Below are 17010 nucleotides of genomic sequence, written 5' to 3' on the forward strand. Positions count from 1 at the left end.
GTACCGCCCCCTGTAGGAGCTGGCTTGCCAGCGAAAGCGTCGGCCAGTTTGGCGCAAGGCTCAAGGGCCCCTTCGCCGGCAAGCCGGCTCCTACGGAGTGGGAGGGCGGCAGAATGCAAACAGCCGTCACGAGGACGGCTGTTGGCTATTGCACGGCAAATCAGCGGCGGGTCAGCAAAACCCCGGATTCCATATGGTGGGTCCAGGGGAACTGGTCGAACAGCGCGCAGCGGGTGATGCGGTGGCTGTCGTGCAGCTGGGCGATGTTGGCCGCCAGAGTCTCCGGGTTGCAGGAGATGTACAGGATGTTGTCGAAGCGCCGGGTCAGTTCGCAGGTGTCCGGGTCCATGCCGGCCCGAGGCGGGTCGACGAACACGCTGCCGAATTCGTAGCTCTTGAGGTCCACGCCCTGCAGGCGGCGGAACGGCCGAACTTCGTTCAGGGCTTCGGTCAGCTCTTCGGCCGACAAACGCACCAGGGTGACGTTATCCACAGCGTTTTCGCTGAGGTTGCTCAAGGCGGCATTCACCGAGGTCTTGCTGATCTCGGTGGCCAGCACCTTGCGCACCCGGGTGGCCAGGGGCAGGGTGAAGTTGCCGTTGCCGCAATACAGCTCCAGCAGGTCGTCCTGGCGCTCGCCCAGGGCTTCATAGGCCCAGTTGAGCATCTTCTGGTTCACCGTGCCGTTGGGCTGGGTGAAGGCGCCTTCGGGCTGGCGGTAGCTGAAGGTACGCCCGCCGACTTCGAGCTTTTCCACCACGTAGTCCTGGCCGATAACCTCGCGCTTGCCCTTGGAACGGCCGATCACGCTGACCTTGAGGTCGGCGGCCAACTGGCTCGCGGCCTTGTGCCAGTGCTCGTCCAGCGGGCGGTGGTAGCACAGGGTGATCATCGCGTCGCCGGCCAGGGTGGTGAGGAACTCCACCTGGAACAGCTTGTGGCTCAGGGGCGCGCTGGCTTGCCAGGCGGCCTTGAGCCGGGGCATCAACTGGTTGATGCGCTGGCTGGCGATGGGGAACTCCTCGATGAGGATCGGCGTGCGCTTGTCGTCCTGGGAGAACATCGCGTAGTGCCGTTCCCCGGCCTCGCGCCACAGGCGGAACTCTGCCCGCAGGCGGAAGTGCTGCAGGGGCGAGTCGAAGACCTGAGGCTCGGGCGCATCGAAGGGGGCCAGCAGGTCGCGCAAGCGCGCGACCTTGTCATTCAGCTGGGTGGTGTAGCTTGCGGCGTCAAAAGTCATGCGGGGTAACCGAGCTTGATCACGAACAGGATCGACAGGATCACCAGGGGCGCGTTCAGCTCACGGGCACGGCCCGACAGCAGTTTGATCACGGTCCAGGCGATGAAGCCGAAGGCGATGCCGTTGGCGATGGAATAGGTGAACGGCATGGCCAGGGCGGTGACGACCACGGGAGCGGCGACGGTGATGTCTTCCCAGTCGATTTCCGCCAGGCCCGAGGTCATCAGCACGGCGACGAACAGCAGGGCCGGTGCGGTGGCGAAGGCGGGCACGCTGGCTGCCAGTGGCGAGAAGAACAGCGCCAGCAGGAACATGATCGCCACCACGATGGCGGTCAGGCCGGTGCGGCCGCCGGCGCTCACGCCCGCCGCGGATTCGATGTAGCTGGTGGTGGTCGAGGTGCCCAGCAGGGAACCGGCCATGGCGGCGGTGCTGTCGGCGATCAGCGCCCGGCCCATTTTCGGCATGTGGCCGTCCTTGCCCATCAGGCCGGCGCGCTTGGCGACGCCGATCAGGGTGCCAGAGTTGTCGAACAGATCGACGAACAGGAAGGCGAAGATCACGCTGATCAGGCCGATATCCAGGGCGCCCTTGATGTCCAGTTGCAGGAAGGTCGGGGCCAGGGACGGTGGCATCGAGGTCACGCCGCCGAACGGGGTGACGCCCATGAGAATGGAGACGACGGTCACCGCGAGGATGCCGATCAGCACCGCGCCGCGCACTTTCAGGGCTTCCAGGGCCACGATCAGGGCAAAACCCAGGGCCGCGAGGATAGGGGCCGGTTTGCTGAGATCGCCCAGGCCCACCAGGGTCGACTCGTTGCCCACGACGATCTGGGCGTTATGCAGGGCGATCAGCGCCAGGAACAGGCCGATACCGGCGGCAATGGCCGAGCGCAGGGGCAGGGGGATGCTGTTGATGATCCATTCGCGGATGCGGAAGATCGACAGCAGGAAGAACAGCACCGCCGAGATGAATACCGCACCCAGGGCTACCTGCCAGGTGTGGCCCATGTGCAGGACCACGGTGTAGGTGAAGAAGGCGTTCAGGCCCATGCCCGGTGCCAGGGCGATCGGGTAGTTGGCGATCAGGCCCATGACGGTGGAACCGATGGCCGCCGCCAGGCAGGTGGCAACGAAGATTGCGCCCTTGTCCATGCCCGTCTCGCCGAGAATGCTCGGGTTGACGAAAAGGATGTAGGCCATGGCCAGGAAGGTGGTCACGCCCGCAAGAATCTCGGTGCGCACGTTGGTGTTGTGTGCCTTGAGTTGAAACAGCCTTTCCAGCATGTCTGCTCCCCGTGGCGCCGCCGGGCGCCGTGAATGTATCGACTCCAACAGCAAAGCACAGACTTTATAAGGTGCCTGCGGATTTGCTCTGGGTCGGAAAAAGCCGCGCATCATACCAGCAGCGTGGGCCAATGGCTGCGATCGTCGGCGATGTTTTGCCGCGCTGGCAAGTAGCGCATACTGCGCCCTGGTTTTAGGGGGGATTTATGCGCAGCACAGTGAAAATGACAGCCCTGGCATTGCTCGGCGCGACAGCCTGCTGGCTGGCGGCCCCGGCCATGGCGCGCTCGGCCCCGCCGCTGAGCCGGGTGGAGATTCTCAAGGTGCTGTCACCTTCCTGCGGCCTGGAGGATGTCTCCGACGGCCGTGAACGGACCCAGTGCGATCACAACGGCCCGAACATCAAGGTCTACGTGCTGGAGATCGGCTACGGGCGCGAGCCCCATGTGACCCTGGACGGCTTCGAGGTCGATGGCACCCGTTCGCCGGTGTGCGAGGACGGCTCCAGCTATGTGCCCTGCGGCAACTCGGGGACTACCGTCGGCTATGTCTATGTCTTCGACCTGGCGGGCAAGCAGGAGGGCACCTTCAGCTTTCGCAACACCTCGCTCAACGCCCCGGGCAACAGCCTGGGCGCGCAGATCTACATCAAGTGACGGCGCCCTGAACGGCAGCCGGCAAAGCTGACTAAGCTCTAAAGACCTCCACGCGGAGTCATCTCCATGACCTTCAGAGCCCTGGTCACCCTTGCCGAAGGCATCGACGACCTGCAAAGCGTGACCCTGATCGACGTATTGCGCCGTGCCGAAGTCGAAGTGCTGGCCGCCAGCGTCGAAGGCCGGCGCATGCTCACCTGCGCCCGGGGCACCCGCTTGACCGCCGACGCCATGCTGGTGGACGTGCTGGCCCAGCGCTTCGACCTGATCGTATTGCCCGGCGGCGCGGTGGGCGCCCAGCACCTGGCGGCCCATCAACCGCTGCAGCAACTGCTCAAGGATCAGGCCGCAGCGGGACGCCTGTTCGCCGGCATCGCCGAAGCCCCGGCCCTGGCCTTGCAGGCGTATGGCGTGCTGCGCCAGCGGCGCATGACCTGCCTGCCCAGCGCCAGCCTTCATCTGCTGGGCTGCACCTTTGTCGACCAGCCGGTGGTGGTGGACGGTAACTGCATCACCGCCCAGGGCTCCGCCGCGGCCCTGGCGTTTGCCCTGGCCTTGGTGGAAGCGCTGTGCGGTCGCGGCAAGCGCGCCAAGGTGGCTGGAGAGCTGCTGGTTTAGGGCTCAGCCAACATGGGCCGCGATGGGCTTGATCACCGGTTGCAGTTCCTGCTCGGTGTGCCAGATGTCGTAATCGGCCTGTACCGCCAGCCAGACCTTGGCCTTGCCGATTCCGGCGCGCTCCAGCCTGACCGCCAGTTCCGCGCGGATTGGCGCATGGCCGTTCAACACCTTGGACAGGTGCGGGCGGGCGTAGCCGATATGCCGAGCCAGCTCCGTCACGCTGATGCCCAGTTCGGGCAAGATATCCAGGCGCAGGGTGTCACCGGGGTGGGGCGGGTTGTGGATGGGCATGATCCTGCCTCCTGTTCAGTGGTAGTCCAGATAATCCACCAGCTCGATATCCGAACCTACGAAACGAAAGATCACTCGCCAGTTGCCGGACACTACCAGGGACCAGTAGCCAAGCAGGTCGCCCCTGAGCGGGTGCAGCCGCCAGCCCGGCAGATTGAGGTCTGCCGGTTCGCTGGCGTGATCCATGAACGACAGTTGGCGGGCCAACCGGCGTGCATGCTCGGCCCGTATTCCACGAGTCGATCCGGTTTCATAGAAGGCGCGCAGGCCTTTGTGCTGAAAGGACTTGATCATGGGGTGCGAGTGTAAGGCGATACCTTACACGCTTCGTAGCGGTTTTGTATTGCAGAGAATGATCAACAACCTGTTACGAGGCCCCCCACGGGGCGTTTCTCTGTCGCAGCTCGGTTCGGCAAGGAGTCAGGCGGGGGCTTGTGAACGGGTAACAAAGGCTAACCAGCCGCTTCTTGCACCGCCCGTCCCATCACCCCTATAGTTCGCGCCGTCGCTGCCAATTCAGCGGCCGGGTTTGGTCACCCGAAATTAGAAGGCGCACGCGCCACCCTGGTTTGCAGGCACTTTTTCGTGTCCGCACGCTTAATGGTGGGCTGTGCGCGGGACACCTTCGGGTGTGCCGGGTGCCTTCTTCCCGGTTGACCAACCTGTGCACAGTCCGCCACCCATCGTTTGGTCACGATTGGGGCGGTCATTCATAAAGAAGGATCTAATGATGAATACCCCGGAAACTGCTGCTCACTATGTGCCGCTTAAATCCAACATAAGCCGGCCAGGTGTGTTTTTTATCAACGCCAATGCCTCCCCTGAGGCGCTGCACGAAGCCGCCGAGCAACGCATGCGCACGGCTGCCAATCTGCTGGAAACCCTCTGCTGCCTGAATTTCAGCCACGGCGATGTGAAGGACATCCCCCACATCATCGACGTGCTCTATGTACTGACCCAGGATGGTTGCGACCTGCTGGAGGCGGCGAAATGGCGAGCCGCTGCTGAAGCTCAGCCCAGCCACTGAGGCTTGAACCTGGCCGCGCCAGCCCGGCGCGGCTTCAGGCCTTGGGTTGCTCGAGCCGTTCGATCATCCGATCGCGCTGGGCCAGGGTCGGGAACAGCTTGATCCAGACGCCGGTCACCAGCAGCGTGCCGACCCCGCCCAGCACCACCGCCGGCACCGTGCCGAACCAGTGGGCGGTCAGCCCGGATTCGAACTCCCCCAACTGATTCGAAGCGCCGATGAACAGGCCGTTCACCGCGCTGACCCGGCCGCGCATTTCGTCTGGGGTTTCCAGTTGCACGAAAGAGGCGCGGATCACCATGCTGATCATGTCCGCCGCCCCCAGCACCACCAGCACCGCCAGGGAAAACCAGAACGAGGTCGAGAGGCCGAAGGCGATGGTGGCCACGCCAAACACCCCGACCGCGGTGAACATCACCCGCCCGACCTTGCGCTCGACGCTAAAACGCGCCAGCCACAGGGACATCAGCAAGGCTCCCACCGCTGGCGCCGAACGCAGCAGCCCCAGGCCCCAGGGGCCGGTGAGCAGGATGTCCTTGGCGAACACCGGCAGCAGCGCGGTGGCGCCGCCCAGCAGCACGGCGAACAGGTCCAGGGAAATGGCCCCGAGGATGTCCGGGCGGCTGCGGATGAAGCGGATGCCCGCCAGCAGCGAATCGAGGGTGGCCTTGCCCTTGTTCAACGGGGTCTGCCGGGCCGGCAGGTTGAGCATCAGCAGGCAGGCGATCAGGTACAGGACCACGGTGGGGCCGTAGACCCAGACGCTGCCGAAGGCGTACAGCAAACCGCCCAGGGCCGGGGCGACGATGGTCGCCGACTGCTGCGCCGATTGCGCGGCGGCCACCGCCCGGGGAAACAGCGCCGCGGGCACGATGCTCGGCAGCAGGGCCTGGGTGGTGGGCATTTCGAAGGAGCGGGCGCCGCCGAGCAGGAAGGCCAGGATGAAGATCATTTCCCGGGTGACGCTGTCGGTCAGGCTGCCGACGGCCAGGGCCAGGGCGATCAGGGCTTGCAGCGACTGGCAGATGGCCGCCACCCGACGCCGGTCGTAGCGGTCGGCCACATGCCCGGTGTGCAGCATGAACAGCACCCGCGGGGCGAATTCCACCAGCCCCACCAGGCCCAGGTCCAGCACATTGCCGGTCAGTTGGTAGAGGTTCCAGCCAATGGCCACGGTGAGCATCTGGAAGCCGCTGGCGGTAAAGATCCGCGCCAGCCAGAACGCGATGAACGGACGATGGTGACGGAGCAGCAGAGGGTCTTGGCTGGGCATCGGGCGGTAGATCTGAGCGGGGAGTGCCACGAGATTATCACCAAGGTGTAACCAATAGTTGCGGCCCGGGGAAAAGTCGTTAGCCGCGCATCTATCTTGTTTTTCGCTCGAACACCTGGTCGCGAACCCTGTAGCCGCTGCCGCAGGCTGCGAACGGCTCCGAAGGAGACGCCAGGATCTTGAATACGCCGCAGGTTCGACGGGAAGTTGCCAGCCAAGGCCCTGCGTACCGAACGCGGCCCGGCCTTTCGCAGCTTCGCAGGCTCAGCAGCGGCTACAGGCGTTTTGTGTGGGAAAAGCCGGGAAAACCCCGGGCTTGAGAGGGTGAGGCAAGCTGTCACGCGGCAAATAACCACAGAGTTGCATGGCGAAATTAGGACTACTCTTTCAACGTTGCTTGATCCAGATCAAAACCTTTTTGCAAAGGCTGATGTGGTGGCCCAAGTGCCAGACTCCCTGCGTAGCGATGGTTTAAAAAAGAACGAATCCGAATTCGCCGCACTCCATATCCGTGGGGGCAGTGGGTGCAGGCCTCTGGCCGGCAGCCGGTATTACCTGATAGAGGAAAGCTTATGTTCGGTTTAGAGGCTCTTGATCTCGCCCGAATTCAGTTCGCGTTCACCATCTCGTTCCATATCCTGTTCCCGGCGATCACCATCGGCCTGGCGAGCTACCTGGCGGTACTCGAAGGCCTCTGGCTGAAGACCCGCGACGACACCTACCGCGATCTCTACCACTTCTGGTCGAAGATCTTTGCCGTCAACTTCGGCATGGGCGTGGTCTCCGGCCTGGTGATGGCCTACCAGTTCGGCACCAACTGGAGCCGCTTCTCGGACTTTGCCGGGTCCGTCACCGGCCCCTTGCTCACCTATGAAGTGCTCACGGCCTTCTTCCTGGAAGCCGGTTTCCTCGGGGTGATGCTGTTCGGCTGGAACAAGGTCGGGCGCAAGCTGCACTTCTTCTCCACGGTGATGGTGGCCATCGGCACCCTGATCTCGACGTTCTGGATCCTCTCGTCCAACAGCTGGATGCAGACCCCGCAAGGCTATGAAATCGTCAACGGCCAGGTGATCCCGGTGGATTGGCTGGCGGTAATCTTCAACCCGTCATTCCCCTATCGCCTGGCGCACATGGCTGTAGCGGCGTTCGTCGCCACGGCGTTCTTCGTCGGTTCGTCCGCAGCCTGGCACTTGCTGCGCGGGCGGGACAACCCGGCCATTCGTCGCATGCTGTCGATGGCCATGTGGATGGCCCTGATCGTGGCGCCGGTGCAGGCGGTGATCGGCGACTTCCATGGCCTCAACACCCTCAAGCACCAGCCGGCGAAAATCGCCGCCATCGAAGGCCACTGGGAGAACGTCGGCAACGAGCCGACCCCACTGATCCTCTTCGGCTGGCCGGACATGAAGGCCGAGAAAACCCGCTTCGCGGTGGAAATCCCTTACCTGGGCAGCCTGATCCTCACCCACTCGCTGGACAAGCAGGTGCCGGCGCTCAAGGAGTTCCCACCCGAGGACCGGCCCAACTCGACCATCGTCTTCTGGTCGTTCCGGATCATGGTCGGCCTGGGCATGCTGATGATCTTCACCGGCCTGTGGAGCCTCTGGCTGCGCAAGCGCGACACCCTCTACACCTCGCGCCCGTTCCTGTACCTGGCGTTGTGGATGGGCCCGTCCGGGTTGATCGCGATCCTGGCCGGCTGGTTCACCACCGAGATCGGCCGCCAGCCGTGGGTGGTCTATGGCCTGATGCGCACGGCGGATGCCTCTTCCGGCCACAGCTTTGTGCAGATGAGCATCACCCTGGCGCTGTTCGTGGTGGTGTACTTCTCGCTGTTCGGCGTGGGTATCGGCTACATGATGCGCCTGGTGCGCAAAGGCCCGGTTACCAACGAAGGTGCCGAAACCAGCCACGGTGGCCCCGGCCAGAAACGCACCCCGGCCCGTCCGCTGTCCGCAGCCGACGATGACCACGACGCCGACCACGGCACCCGCCTGAACAAGGGGAACTGAGTCATGGGTATTGATCTTCCGCTGCTCTGGGCCGTGATTATCATCTTCGGCATCATGATGTACGTGGTCATGGACGGCTTCGACCTGGGGATCGGGATTCTCTTCCCGTTCGTCAAGGACGACCGCGACCGTGACGTAATGATGAACACCGTCGCGCCTGTCTGGGACGGCAACGAAACCTGGCTGGTACTGGGCGGCGCGGCGTTGTTCGGCGCCTTCCCGCTGGCCTACTCGGTGGTGCTCTCGGCACTCTACCTGCCGCTGATCCTGATGCTGGTGGGCCTGATCTTCCGCGGCGTGGCCTTCGAGTTCCGCTTCAAGGCCAAGGAAGACAAGCGCCACATCTGGGACAAGGCCTTCATCGGCGGCTCGGTGGCGGCGACCTTCTTCCAGGGCGTGGCCCTGGGGGCATTCATCGATGGGCTGCCGGTGGTCAACCGCCAGTTCGCCGGCGGTTCCCTGGACTGGCTGACCCCGTTCACCCTGTTCTGCGGCCTGGCGCTGGTGGTGGCCTATGCCTTGCTCGGTTGCACCTGGCTGATCATGAAGACCGAAGGCAAGCTGCAACTGCAGATGCATGACCTGGCGCGGCCCCTGGCCTACGTGGTGCTGGCGGTGATCGGCGTCGTCAGTATCTGGACGCCCCTGGCCCACGCCGAGATTGCCGCGCGCTGGTTCACCCTGCCGAACCTGTTCTGGTTCCTGCCGGTGCCGATCCTGGTGCTGGTGACCATGTACGGCCTGCTCCGCGCCGTGGCCCGCAACGCCCACTACACGCCGTTCCTGCTGACCCTGGTGCTGATCTTCCTCGGCTACAGCGGCCTGGGCATCAGCCTGTGGCCGAACATAGTGCCACCGTCGATCTCCATCTGGGACGCCGCCGCGCCGCCGCAGAGCCAGGGCTTCATGCTGGTGGGTACCTTGTTCATCATCCCGTTCATCCTGGGTTATACCTTCTGGAGCTACTACGTGTTCCGCGGCAAGGTCACCCACGAAGACGGTTATCACTAGGTAGGAGCCGGCTTGCCGGCGAAGAGGCCTTCGCGCCTTGCGCCGAGCTTGCGGTCGCTTTCGCTGGCACGCCAGCTCCTACGGGAATCCGGGTTAGGCAGGAGTTGAGGTCATGAGCGGTAAACACTCTTTGCAGGAAATCGAACAGGCGGAAAAGAAGCCGCTGTGGCAGCGCCTGGGTTGGCTGGTAATGATCTGGGGCGGCAGTGTCCTGGCCCTGTTCGTGGTCGCCAGCCTGATGCGCATGTTCATGAATGCCGCAGGCCTGACCACCCACTGATCATCCCATCCCGTTGCCTTGCGGCACGGTTTCAACCCTCCCTTGGTGGAGGGTTTTTTTTGCCTGTCGAAAAGGCCGCTGTGTTCTGGCGAGCCCTTACTTGCGGGCCTTGAGGATGACGAACTTGGGGGTTGCCGCCACTTGCTCGACGCCGCGGAACAGCCGCGCCAGCTTGCTGTGGTAGCCCAGGTGGCGGTTGCCGACGATGTACAGTGCGCCCCCTACCACCAGGGCCTCCCGGGCCTGCTGGAACATGCGCCAGGCGAGGAAGTCGCCCACCACCTGCTGCTGGTGGAACGGCGGGTTGCACAGCACTACCTCCAGGGATTGCGCTGCCTGGCCGGCCAGGCCGTCGCCGGCTCGCATTTGGGCTTCGCGCTCGCCCAGCACGGCCTGCCAGTTCTCCCGGGCCGATTGCACCGCCATGAAGGATTCGTCCACCAGGGTGTAATGGGCCTGGGGGTTGTCCAGGGCGCTGGCAATGGCCAGTACGCCGTTGCCGCAGCCCAGGTCCGCGACCCGGGCGCTGCCGAGGTTCTGCGGCAGGTGCGGGAGGAAGGCGCGGGTGCCGATGTCCAGGCCTTCGCGGCAGAACACGTTGGCGTGGTTGAGCAGCTCGATGGCCGGCTGTTCCAGGCGATAGCGGGTCGGGTAGGGCGACACGACGGGCTGCTTGTCTTGCGGCGTGGCAATCAGCAGCCGAGCCTTTTTCACCGCCAGCGAGGCCTGGACCGGGCCGATGTAGCGCTCCAGCAAATCACCGGCGGCGCGGGGCAGGTGCTTGACCATCGCCGCCGCTACCACCTGGGCGCCGGGGGCCAGCTGCCCTTGCAGGCGGATCAGTTGCTCTTCCAGCAGGGCCAGGGTCTTGGGGACGCGGATCAGCACCCGGTCGAAGGGGCCGGCCAGGGGCTCGCTGGCCGGCACCACGCGCACGGCGTCGAAGGGCAGGCCGTTGCGCACCAGGTTCTTTTCCAGGGCCAGGGCGCCCAGGTAGGAGTCGCCACTGCTGCTGACCTGGACCTTGCCCAGCAGGCTCGCGGCCAGGGCGCCGAAGCTGTCGTTGAGCACCAGCACCCGGGTGTCGCTGGCCGGTTGTTGTTCGGCCAGGTGATTGAGCAGGTATTCGTCCGCCGCGTCGAAGGCTTGCAGTGGCTCGTTCTGCTGTTCGGGCTGGCGGATCAGGTCGAGCTGGGCGAAGGGGCTTGCAAGCAGGGGCATGGGGCGGACTCTAGGTAATCGGTGAATGTCCCGGCGGTGGGGGCTGTCGAGCGCACGGGAACCCTCGGACAGCGGCAGCGCGGGCTGTTCGAAGCGGGGCTAAATGGTACGTTTTTTTGTCGCTGATTGCCCGCGCTCTATGCCACTACAAACCGCCGGTGTTTCTGCGCGGCGCTTTGCGGGACACTAGCGCATCGGTTTTGTGGAGCCTGTCATGACTGCCAGTGAAGAAAAGTACACCCGCCAGACCCTGCTCGAGGTCCAGCCCCTGACCTCCAGCCTGTTCACCCTGCGCACCACCCGGGATGCGGGTTTTCGCTTTCGTGCCGGGCAGTTCGCTCGCCTCGGGGTGACCAAGGCCGACGGCAGTACGGTGTGGCGCGCCTATTCCATGGTGTCGTCGCCGTTCGATGAGTTTCTCGAGTTCTTTTCCATCGTGGTGCCCGGCGGCGAGTTCACCAGCGAGCTGAGCTGCCTGGAAGTGGGGGACAGCCTGCTGGTGGATCGCCAGGCCTTTGGCTACCTGACCCTGGACCGTTTCGTCGATGGTCGCGACCTCTGGTTGCTATCCACCGGCACCGGGATTGCGCCGTTCCTGTCGATCCTCCAGGACTTCGAGGTGTGGGAAAAATTCGAACGCATCATCCTGGTCTACAGCGTGCGCGAGGCCAAGGAGCTGGCCTATCAGCGCCTGCTGGCCGAGTTGCCCCAGCGCGAATACCTGGCGGAATTTGCCCACAAGCTGCAATTCATCAGCACCGTGACCCGCGAGCAGCATCCGGGCAGCCTCAACGGGCGCATCACCCAGTTGATCGAGAACGGTGAGCTGGAGCGTGCCGCCGGCGTGGAGCTGAGCCCCGAGCACTCCCGGGTGATGCTCTGCGGCAACCCGCAGATGATCGATGACACCCGCGCCCTGCTCAAGCAGCGGGGCATGAGCCTGAGCTTGACCCGGCGACCGGGGCAGGTGGCGGTGGAAAACTACTGGTAATGAAAACGGCGCCATCAGGGCGCCGTTGTCGTATTGCGGGATCAGCCTCAGGGCTTGTTGTTCTGAGCCTTGAGCAGATCGCGGATCTCCCCCAGCAGCTCTTCTTCCTTGGTCGGCACCGGCGGCAGCGTCGGGGCCACGGCCTCTTCGCGCTTGAGACGGTTGATCACCTTGACCCCCATGAAGATGGCGAAGGCAATGATCACGAAGTCGATGATGCTCTGGATGAACTTGCCGTACGCCAAGACCACTGCCGGCGTATCGCCCGCAGCCGCCTTGAGCGTGACCGCCAGATCCCCGAAGTTCACCCCACCGATCAGCAGGCCGATTGGCGGCATGACCACGTCGCCAACAAAGGACGAGACGATCTTGCCGAACGCGGCGCCGATGATGATACCGACGGCCATATCGACCACATTACCTTTGACCGCGAAGGCCTTGAATTCACTTAGCACGCCCATAGGTTATTCCTTGCTACAGATGAGGTTGGTTACGGCAGTGTAATTCAGCAAAAAGCATTTTGCCGAAACAACTTTTTACAGCTCGCGGGGTTATCGACCGATAAAGAGGCAAATAGTTTATTCAAAGTGCCATCAAATCGCGCGCGATATACCCCGCGCCCCACGATATAACCAGTACATTCTGTCAATCGAGCGGTTACGGCCTTTCTATTTATCTTTCAAATATTTAGTCACTAGCCTCTAGCAGGCGCATCGAGATGCGCCTTATATAACTAGAGGAATACAACATGACCGCTTCTCTTGGCCTTGGGAGTCTTTCCCAGCGACGCGTACTGGGCGTGCTTGCCGCCAGTATGCTTTCCCTTTCCGTACAGGCCGCCACGCTGACCCGCGACAACGGTGCGGCAGTGGGCGACAACCAGAATTCACAGACTGCGGGCGCCACCGGCCCGGTGCTGTTGCAAGACGTGCAGTTGATTCAGAAACTCCAGCGGTTCGACCGCGAGCGCATTCCAGAGCGTGTGGTGCATGCCCGTGGCACGGGTGCCCACGGTACTTTCACGGTAACCGACAACCTCACGGACCTGACCCGTGCCAAGGTGTTTGCCGCCGGCGAAGTGACCCCGGTATTCGTGCGTTTCTCGGCGGTGGTGCATGGCAACCACTCCCCGGAAACCTTGCGCGATCCACGGGGCTTCGCCACCAAGTTCTATACCGCGGACGGTAACTGGGACCTGGTGGGCAACAACTTCCCGACCTTCTTCATTCGTGATGCCATCAAGTTCCCGGACATGGTGCATGCGTTCAAACCCGACCCGCGCACCAATCTCGACGATGACTCGCGGCGTTTCGACTTCTTCTCCCATGTTCCAGAAGCCACCCGTACTCTGACCGAGCTGTATTCCAACTCCGGCACTCCGGCCAGTTACCGGGAAATGGACGGTAATGGTGTGCATGCCTACAAGTTGATCAACGCCAAGGGCGAAGTGCACTACGTGAAGTTCCACTGGAAGAGCCTGCAGGGTCTGAAGAATCTCGACCCGAAACAAGTGGTGGAGGTACAGGGGCGCGATTACAGCCATATGACTAATGACTTGGTAACCCACATTAATAAAGGGGACTTTCCCAAGTGGGACTTGTATGTCCAGGTATTGAAACCCGAAGACCTGGCCAAGTTTGATTTCGACCCGCTGGACGCTACCAAGATCTGGCCCGGTGTGCCCGAGCGCAAAGTCGGGCAGATGGTGTTGAACCGCAATCCGGCCAACGTCTTCCAGGAAACCGAGCAAGTGGCCATGGCGCCGGCCAATCTGGTGCCAGGCATCGAACCGTCGGAAGACCGCCTGCTGCAAGGCCGGGTGTTCTCCTATGCCGATACCCAGATGTACCGCATCGGCGCCAATGCCCTGCAACTGCCGATCAACGCGCCGAAGAACCCGGTGAACAACGGCAACCAGGACGGCGCGATGAACCTGGGCCACAGCAGCACGGGGGTCAACTACCAGCCAAGCCGCCTGATGCCACGCGAAGAGCCGCAGACCGCGCGCTACAGCCAGATGGCGCTGGCGGGCAGCACCCAGCAGGCGAAGATCCAGCGCGAGCAGAACTTCAAGCAGGCCGGTGACCTGTATCGCTCCTTCAGCAAGAAGGAACGCCAGGACCTGATCGACAGCTTCGGCGGCTCCCTGGCCACCACTGATGATGAGAGCAAGCACATCATGCTGTCGTTCCTTTACAAGGCCGACCCTGAATACGGCACTGGGGTGACCAAGGTGGCCAAGGGCGACCTGGCCCGAGTCAAGGCCCTGGCGGCGAAGTTGAGCGACTGATCGAGCGAGCCTTACCCGTCACGCCCGCCCGGGCGTGACGTCTTTTTCCGACAGAGGAGTCGCGCCATGCGTCTTTTTATAGCGCTGCTGTCAGTGGCCTGGTCGTTTGCCGCCTACGCGCAGCCTACGGCCGAAGCAGCGGCCGCCGCCGACCCGGTGGCGGTCAAGGTCCAGCTGGAAAACTACTATTTCGATGCCGCCCGCCGTGGCGATGTGGAAATGCTCGACACCTTTATCGCGGCCGGCTATTCCCTCGATACCCAGGATGAAAAGGGCTACACCGCGCTGATCCTCGCGGCCTATCACGGCCAGGGCCCGGCGGTGGAGCGCCTGCTGGCCGCTGGGGCCAACGCCTGCGCCCAGGACAAGCGTGGCAACACGGCCTTGATGGGGGCGATCTTCAAGGGCGAGGTGCAGATCGCCCGGCGCCTGCTGGCCGCCGAGTGCAGCCCCGACCAGCGCAATGGCGCCGGGCAGACCGCCGCCATGTACGCCGGGTTGTTCAAGCGGGTCGAATTGCTCGACGCCCTGGCCGCCAAGGGCGCCGACCTGAATGCCGAGGATCCCCTGGGCAATAGCGCCACGCGCCTGGCCAGCGGGCAGATACGTACCGCCGCACCGCGCTGATCCGCGCCAGCTGAGCTATCATCGCGGTTTTTGCCGGGGGTTCAGATGGCCAAGGCCAAGCGCATGTACGGCTGCACCGAGTGCGGCTCCACCTTTCCCAAATGGGCCGGGCAGTGCGGTGAGTGCGGGGCCTGGAACACCCTGACCGAGACCATGATCGAAAGCGGCGGCGCGGCGGCACCTGCCGGGCGCACCGGCTGGGCCGGGCAGCAGGCGCAGATCAAGACCCTGGCGGAAGTCAGCGTCGAGGAAATCCCGCGTTTCTCCACCGCTTCCGGTGAACTCGACCGGGTGCTGGGCGGCGGCCTGGTGGACGGTTCGGTGGTGCTGATCGGTGGTGATCCGGGGATCGGCAAGTCGACCATCCTGCTGCAGACCCTGTGCAATATCGCCACGCGCATGCCGGCGCTGTATGTCACCGGTGAGGAATCCCAGCAGCAGGTGGCGATGCGCGCCCGGCGCCTGGGCCTGCCCCAGGACCAACTGCGGGTGATGACCGAGACCTGCATCGAAACCATCATCGCCACGGCCCGGGTAGAAAAACCCAAGGTCATGGTGATCGACTCGATCCAGACGATTTTCACCGAACAACTGCAGTCGGCCCCGGGCGGCGTGTCCCAGGTGCGCGAGAGCGCGGCCTTGCTGGTGCGCTACGCCAAGCAGAGCGGCACGGCGATCTTCCTCGTCGGCCACGTGACCAAGGAAGGCGCCCTGGCCGGGCCGCGGGTGCTGGAGCACATGGTGGACACCGTGCTGTATTTCGAAGGCGAATCCGACGGGCGCCTGCGCTTGCTGAGGGCGGTGAAGAACCGTTTCGGTGCGGTGAATGAGCTGGGTGTATTCGGCATGACTGACCGCGGATTGAAGGAGGTCTCCAATCCTTCGGCGATTTTCCTGACTCGTGCCCAGGAAGAGGTTCCGGGCAGCGTGGTGATGGCCACCTGGGAAGGCACCCGGCCGATGCTGGTGGAGGTCCAGGCGCTGGTGGATGACAGCCACCTGGCCAACCCGCGCCGGGTGACCCTGGGCCTGGACCAGAACCGCCTGGCCATGCTGCTGGCGGTGCTGCATCGCCATGGCGGCATCCCCACCCACGATCAGGATGTGTTCCTCAACGTGGTGGGCGGGGTCAAGGTGCTGGAAACCGCCTCCGACCTGGCGTTGATGGCCGCCGTGATGTCGAGCCTGCGCAACCGTCCGTTGCCCCATGACCTGCTGGTGTTTGGCGAAGTCGGCCTGTCGGGTGAGGTGCGCCCGGTGCCCAGCGGTCAGGAGCGCTTGAAGGAAGCGGCCAAGCACGGCTTCAAGCGAGCTATCGTGCCCAAGGGCAACGCGCCGAAAGAGGCGCCGCCGGGCTTGAAGATCATTGCCGTGACCCGCCTGGAGCAGGCGCTGGATGCACTTTTCGAGTAAGCATGCAGGTCTTTTTTGAAAGGAAGCAGGTGATATGGCCATGAGCGGATTCAGGGGGCGGGTGTTGGGTTGGGGGTTACTGGGCTATTGCGGCCTGGCCCTGGCACAGCCGGCCGAGGTGCCGGAAGGCTATCGGATTGCCCAGCAGGTGCTGGTGGGCGACGGTTCGGTGCTGGAGGTGCTGGAGGATGTGCGCATCACCCCCCAGTTGCATGCCGATAGCTGGGGCAATGGCCTGGACGCCGACAGCTTTGCCGAGCCGGAGGGGGATCAGCCGAGCGCGCCGTTGGGAGCCCAGGCGCGCCTGGTGTCCGATAGCGGCGAGGTACTGGCGCAGAAGTCCCTGGGCTACCCGATGGCCACCGTGGAAAAGGCACCGCTGAACGGCCTGCCGTCCCCGGCGTTTTTCCTGACCATCGACCAGACCGCTCCCATGGGCAGCTACAGCGGCCCGGCCACCCAAGTGCTGATGCCGGAACAGAATCAGTTGGACCCGGTGCTGTGCCAGGGGGAGGGCGCGGAGAAGCAGCCGCTGCTGTTTGCCCAGACCGGCAAGGCGGCCTGGCAGATCGTACCGTCCGTTGGTGGCGGCACGGAAAGCATCCAGCAGGTGTCGTCCGCTTCATCGATGGAGAACGAAGAGTTCGTTACCACCTATCGCACCTTCCGTTATGCCGACGGCCAGTGGACTGTCACCACGCGCCAGCAGGCGGGTTACTGGGACACGGAAAGCGAGTTTCCCGAGCCCGCGCTGTTTCCCTGAAAGGC

18 protein-coding genes are annotated in these 17010 nt (G+C 63.7%); 11 read left to right on the forward strand and 7 right to left on the reverse strand.

The features are described 5' to 3' along the window. Positions 1-160 precede the first annotated feature (160 nt). Together trmA and AC1RMG_RS29305 are read right to left on the reverse strand one after the other, a co-directional pair. On the reverse strand, positions 161-1240 hold the full coding sequence (trmA, locus tag AC1RMG_RS29300; RefSeq protein WP_123577392.1) for a tRNA (uridine(54)-C5)-methyltransferase TrmA: 1080 nt from the start codon (positions 1238-1240) through the stop codon (positions 161-163). Then, the gene (locus tag AC1RMG_RS29305; RefSeq protein ID WP_015637118.1) at positions 1237-2529 is read right to left on the reverse strand and encodes an NCS2 family permease; all 1293 of its coding nucleotides are present in this window, start codon (positions 2527-2529) and stop codon (positions 1237-1239) included. The genes trmA and AC1RMG_RS29305 overlap by 4 nt, the downstream gene beginning before the upstream one ends. Before the next feature lie 206 nt (positions 2530-2735). Between AC1RMG_RS29305 and AC1RMG_RS29310 the strand changes: the two genes are divergently transcribed. Then, positions 2736-3185, forward strand: coding sequence for a DUF4879 domain-containing protein (locus tag AC1RMG_RS29310; protein WP_015637117.1), 450 nt, complete (start codon positions 2736-2738; stop codon positions 3183-3185). A gap of 66 nt (positions 3186-3251) precedes the next feature. Continuing rightward, positions 3252-3803: a DJ-1 family glyoxalase III gene (locus AC1RMG_RS29315; RefSeq protein ID WP_493170848.1), complete on the forward strand. Its 552-nt coding sequence runs from the start codon at positions 3252-3254 to the stop codon at positions 3801-3803. Positions 3804-3806: 3 nt separating this feature from the next. Here the strand turns inward: AC1RMG_RS29315 and AC1RMG_RS29320 are convergent, their stop codons facing one another. Then, a complete protein-coding gene (locus AC1RMG_RS29320) occupies positions 3807-4097 on the reverse strand; it encodes a HigA family addiction module antitoxin (protein ID WP_265577536.1) in 291 nt (96 codons plus the stop codon). 15 nt (positions 4098-4112) lie between these two features. Continuing rightward, positions 4113-4391, reverse strand: coding sequence for a type II toxin-antitoxin system RelE/ParE family toxin (locus AC1RMG_RS29325; protein ID WP_011063591.1), 279 nt, complete (start codon positions 4389-4391; stop codon positions 4113-4115). Positions 4392-4827: 436 nt separating this feature from the next. Between AC1RMG_RS29325 and AC1RMG_RS29330 the strand changes: the two genes are divergently transcribed. Then, positions 4828-5124 carry a hypothetical protein gene (locus tag AC1RMG_RS29330; RefSeq protein ID WP_019096028.1) on the forward strand — a complete coding sequence of 99 codons (297 nt, stop codon included), beginning with the start codon at positions 4828-4830 and terminating at the stop codon, positions 5122-5124. A 34-nt stretch (positions 5125-5158) separates the two neighbouring features. Here the strand turns inward: AC1RMG_RS29330 and AC1RMG_RS29335 are convergent, their stop codons facing one another. Then, entirely contained in the window at positions 5159-6397 is a 1239-nt protein-coding gene (locus AC1RMG_RS29335) for an MFS transporter (RefSeq protein ID WP_015637113.1), read from the reverse strand. 572 nt (positions 6398-6969) lie between these two features. Here AC1RMG_RS29335 and AC1RMG_RS29340 point away from each other — a divergent pair. From AC1RMG_RS29340 to AC1RMG_RS29350, 3 genes are all read left to right on the forward strand, one after another. Beyond that, entirely contained in the window at positions 6970-8409 is a 1440-nt protein-coding gene (locus tag AC1RMG_RS29340; protein WP_011063588.1) for a cytochrome ubiquinol oxidase subunit I, read from the forward strand. Positions 8410-8412: 3 nt separating this feature from the next. Continuing rightward, positions 8413-9420, forward strand: a complete 1008-nt coding sequence (gene cydB, locus AC1RMG_RS29345) for a cytochrome d ubiquinol oxidase subunit II (protein ID WP_011063587.1) — start codon at positions 8413-8415, stop codon at positions 9418-9420. 112 nt (positions 9421-9532) lie between these two features. Continuing rightward, positions 9533-9700 carry a DUF2474 domain-containing protein gene (locus AC1RMG_RS29350; protein ID WP_011063586.1) on the forward strand — a complete coding sequence of 56 codons (168 nt, stop codon included), beginning with the start codon at positions 9533-9535 and terminating at the stop codon, positions 9698-9700. 96 nt (positions 9701-9796) lie between these two features. Here the strand turns inward: AC1RMG_RS29350 and AC1RMG_RS29355 are convergent, their stop codons facing one another. Further along, positions 9797-10921 (reverse strand): methyltransferase, encoded by a 1125-nt coding sequence (locus tag AC1RMG_RS29355; protein WP_015637112.1) that lies wholly within the window; start codon positions 10919-10921, stop codon positions 9797-9799. A gap of 214 nt (positions 10922-11135) precedes the next feature. Between AC1RMG_RS29355 and AC1RMG_RS29360 the strand changes: the two genes are divergently transcribed. Beyond that, a complete protein-coding gene (locus AC1RMG_RS29360; RefSeq protein ID WP_493170850.1) occupies positions 11136-11912 on the forward strand; it encodes a ferredoxin--NADP reductase in 777 nt (258 codons plus the stop codon). A 47-nt stretch (positions 11913-11959) separates the two neighbouring features. Here the strand turns inward: AC1RMG_RS29360 and mscL are convergent, their stop codons facing one another. Continuing rightward, positions 11960-12373: a large-conductance mechanosensitive channel protein MscL gene (gene mscL / locus AC1RMG_RS29365; RefSeq protein WP_011063583.1), complete on the reverse strand. Its 414-nt coding sequence runs from the start codon at positions 12371-12373 to the stop codon at positions 11960-11962. A 287-nt stretch (positions 12374-12660) separates the two neighbouring features. Between mscL and katB the strand changes: the two genes are divergently transcribed. The 4 genes from katB (at position 12661) to AC1RMG_RS29385 (ending at position 17005) form a co-directional block, all read left to right on the forward strand. Beyond that, positions 12661-14202 carry a catalase KatB gene (gene katB, locus AC1RMG_RS29370; protein WP_053160119.1) on the forward strand — a complete coding sequence of 514 codons (1542 nt, stop codon included), beginning with the start codon at positions 12661-12663 and terminating at the stop codon, positions 14200-14202. A 66-nt stretch (positions 14203-14268) separates the two neighbouring features. After that, complete coding sequence (locus AC1RMG_RS29375) at positions 14269-14829, forward strand: ankyrin repeat domain-containing protein (protein WP_220223306.1); 561 nt, start codon at positions 14269-14271, stop codon at positions 14827-14829. A gap of 45 nt (positions 14830-14874) precedes the next feature. Beyond that, a complete protein-coding gene (gene radA / locus AC1RMG_RS29380) occupies positions 14875-16242 on the forward strand; it encodes a DNA repair protein RadA (RefSeq protein WP_011063580.1) in 1368 nt (455 codons plus the stop codon). Positions 16243-16276: 34 nt separating this feature from the next. Then, positions 16277-17005, forward strand: a complete 729-nt coding sequence (locus tag AC1RMG_RS29385) for a hypothetical protein (RefSeq protein ID WP_053153988.1) — start codon at positions 16277-16279, stop codon at positions 17003-17005. The last annotated feature ends 5 nt before the right edge of the window (positions 17006-17010 follow it).

The organism is Pseudomonas sp. GW822-FHT04H02 (genome assembly GCF_058800645.1).

Coding starts and splice junctions, on each gene's coding strand:
- trmA (WP_123577392.1), bottom strand. CDS start 1,240: ATGACTTTTGACGCCGCAAGCTACACCACCCAGCTGAATGACAAGGTC.
- AC1RMG_RS29305 (WP_015637118.1), bottom strand. CDS start 2,529: ATGCTGGAAAGGCTGTTTCAACTCAAGGCACACAACACCAACGTGCGC.
- AC1RMG_RS29310 (WP_015637117.1), top strand. CDS start 2,736: ATGCGCAGCACAGTGAAAATGACAGCCCTGGCATTGCTCGGCGCGACA.
- AC1RMG_RS29315 (WP_493170848.1), top strand. CDS start 3,252: ATGACCTTCAGAGCCCTGGTCACCCTTGCCGAAGGCATCGACGACCTG.
- AC1RMG_RS29320 (WP_265577536.1), bottom strand. CDS start 4,097: ATGCCCATCCACAACCCGCCCCACCCCGGTGACACCCTGCGCCTGGAT.
- AC1RMG_RS29325 (WP_011063591.1), bottom strand. CDS start 4,391: ATGATCAAGTCCTTTCAGCACAAAGGCCTGCGCGCCTTCTATGAAACC.
- AC1RMG_RS29330 (WP_019096028.1), top strand. CDS start 4,828: ATGAATACCCCGGAAACTGCTGCTCACTATGTGCCGCTTAAATCCAAC.
- AC1RMG_RS29335 (WP_015637113.1), bottom strand. CDS start 6,397: ATGCCCAGCCAAGACCCTCTGCTGCTCCGTCACCATCGTCCGTTCATC.
- AC1RMG_RS29340 (WP_011063588.1), top strand. CDS start 6,970: ATGTTCGGTTTAGAGGCTCTTGATCTCGCCCGAATTCAGTTCGCGTTC.
- cydB (WP_011063587.1), top strand. CDS start 8,413: ATGGGTATTGATCTTCCGCTGCTCTGGGCCGTGATTATCATCTTCGGC.
- AC1RMG_RS29350 (WP_011063586.1), top strand. CDS start 9,533: ATGAGCGGTAAACACTCTTTGCAGGAAATCGAACAGGCGGAAAAGAAG.
- AC1RMG_RS29355 (WP_015637112.1), bottom strand. CDS start 10,921: ATGCCCCTGCTTGCAAGCCCCTTCGCCCAGCTCGACCTGATCCGCCAG.
- AC1RMG_RS29360 (WP_493170850.1), top strand. CDS start 11,136: ATGACTGCCAGTGAAGAAAAGTACACCCGCCAGACCCTGCTCGAGGTC.
- mscL (WP_011063583.1), bottom strand. CDS start 12,373: ATGGGCGTGCTAAGTGAATTCAAGGCCTTCGCGGTCAAAGGTAATGTG.
- katB (WP_053160119.1), top strand. CDS start 12,661: ATGACCGCTTCTCTTGGCCTTGGGAGTCTTTCCCAGCGACGCGTACTG.
- AC1RMG_RS29375 (WP_220223306.1), top strand. CDS start 14,269: ATGCGTCTTTTTATAGCGCTGCTGTCAGTGGCCTGGTCGTTTGCCGCC.
- radA (WP_011063580.1), top strand. CDS start 14,875: ATGGCCAAGGCCAAGCGCATGTACGGCTGCACCGAGTGCGGCTCCACC.
- AC1RMG_RS29385 (WP_053153988.1), top strand. CDS start 16,277: ATGGCCATGAGCGGATTCAGGGGGCGGGTGTTGGGTTGGGGGTTACTG.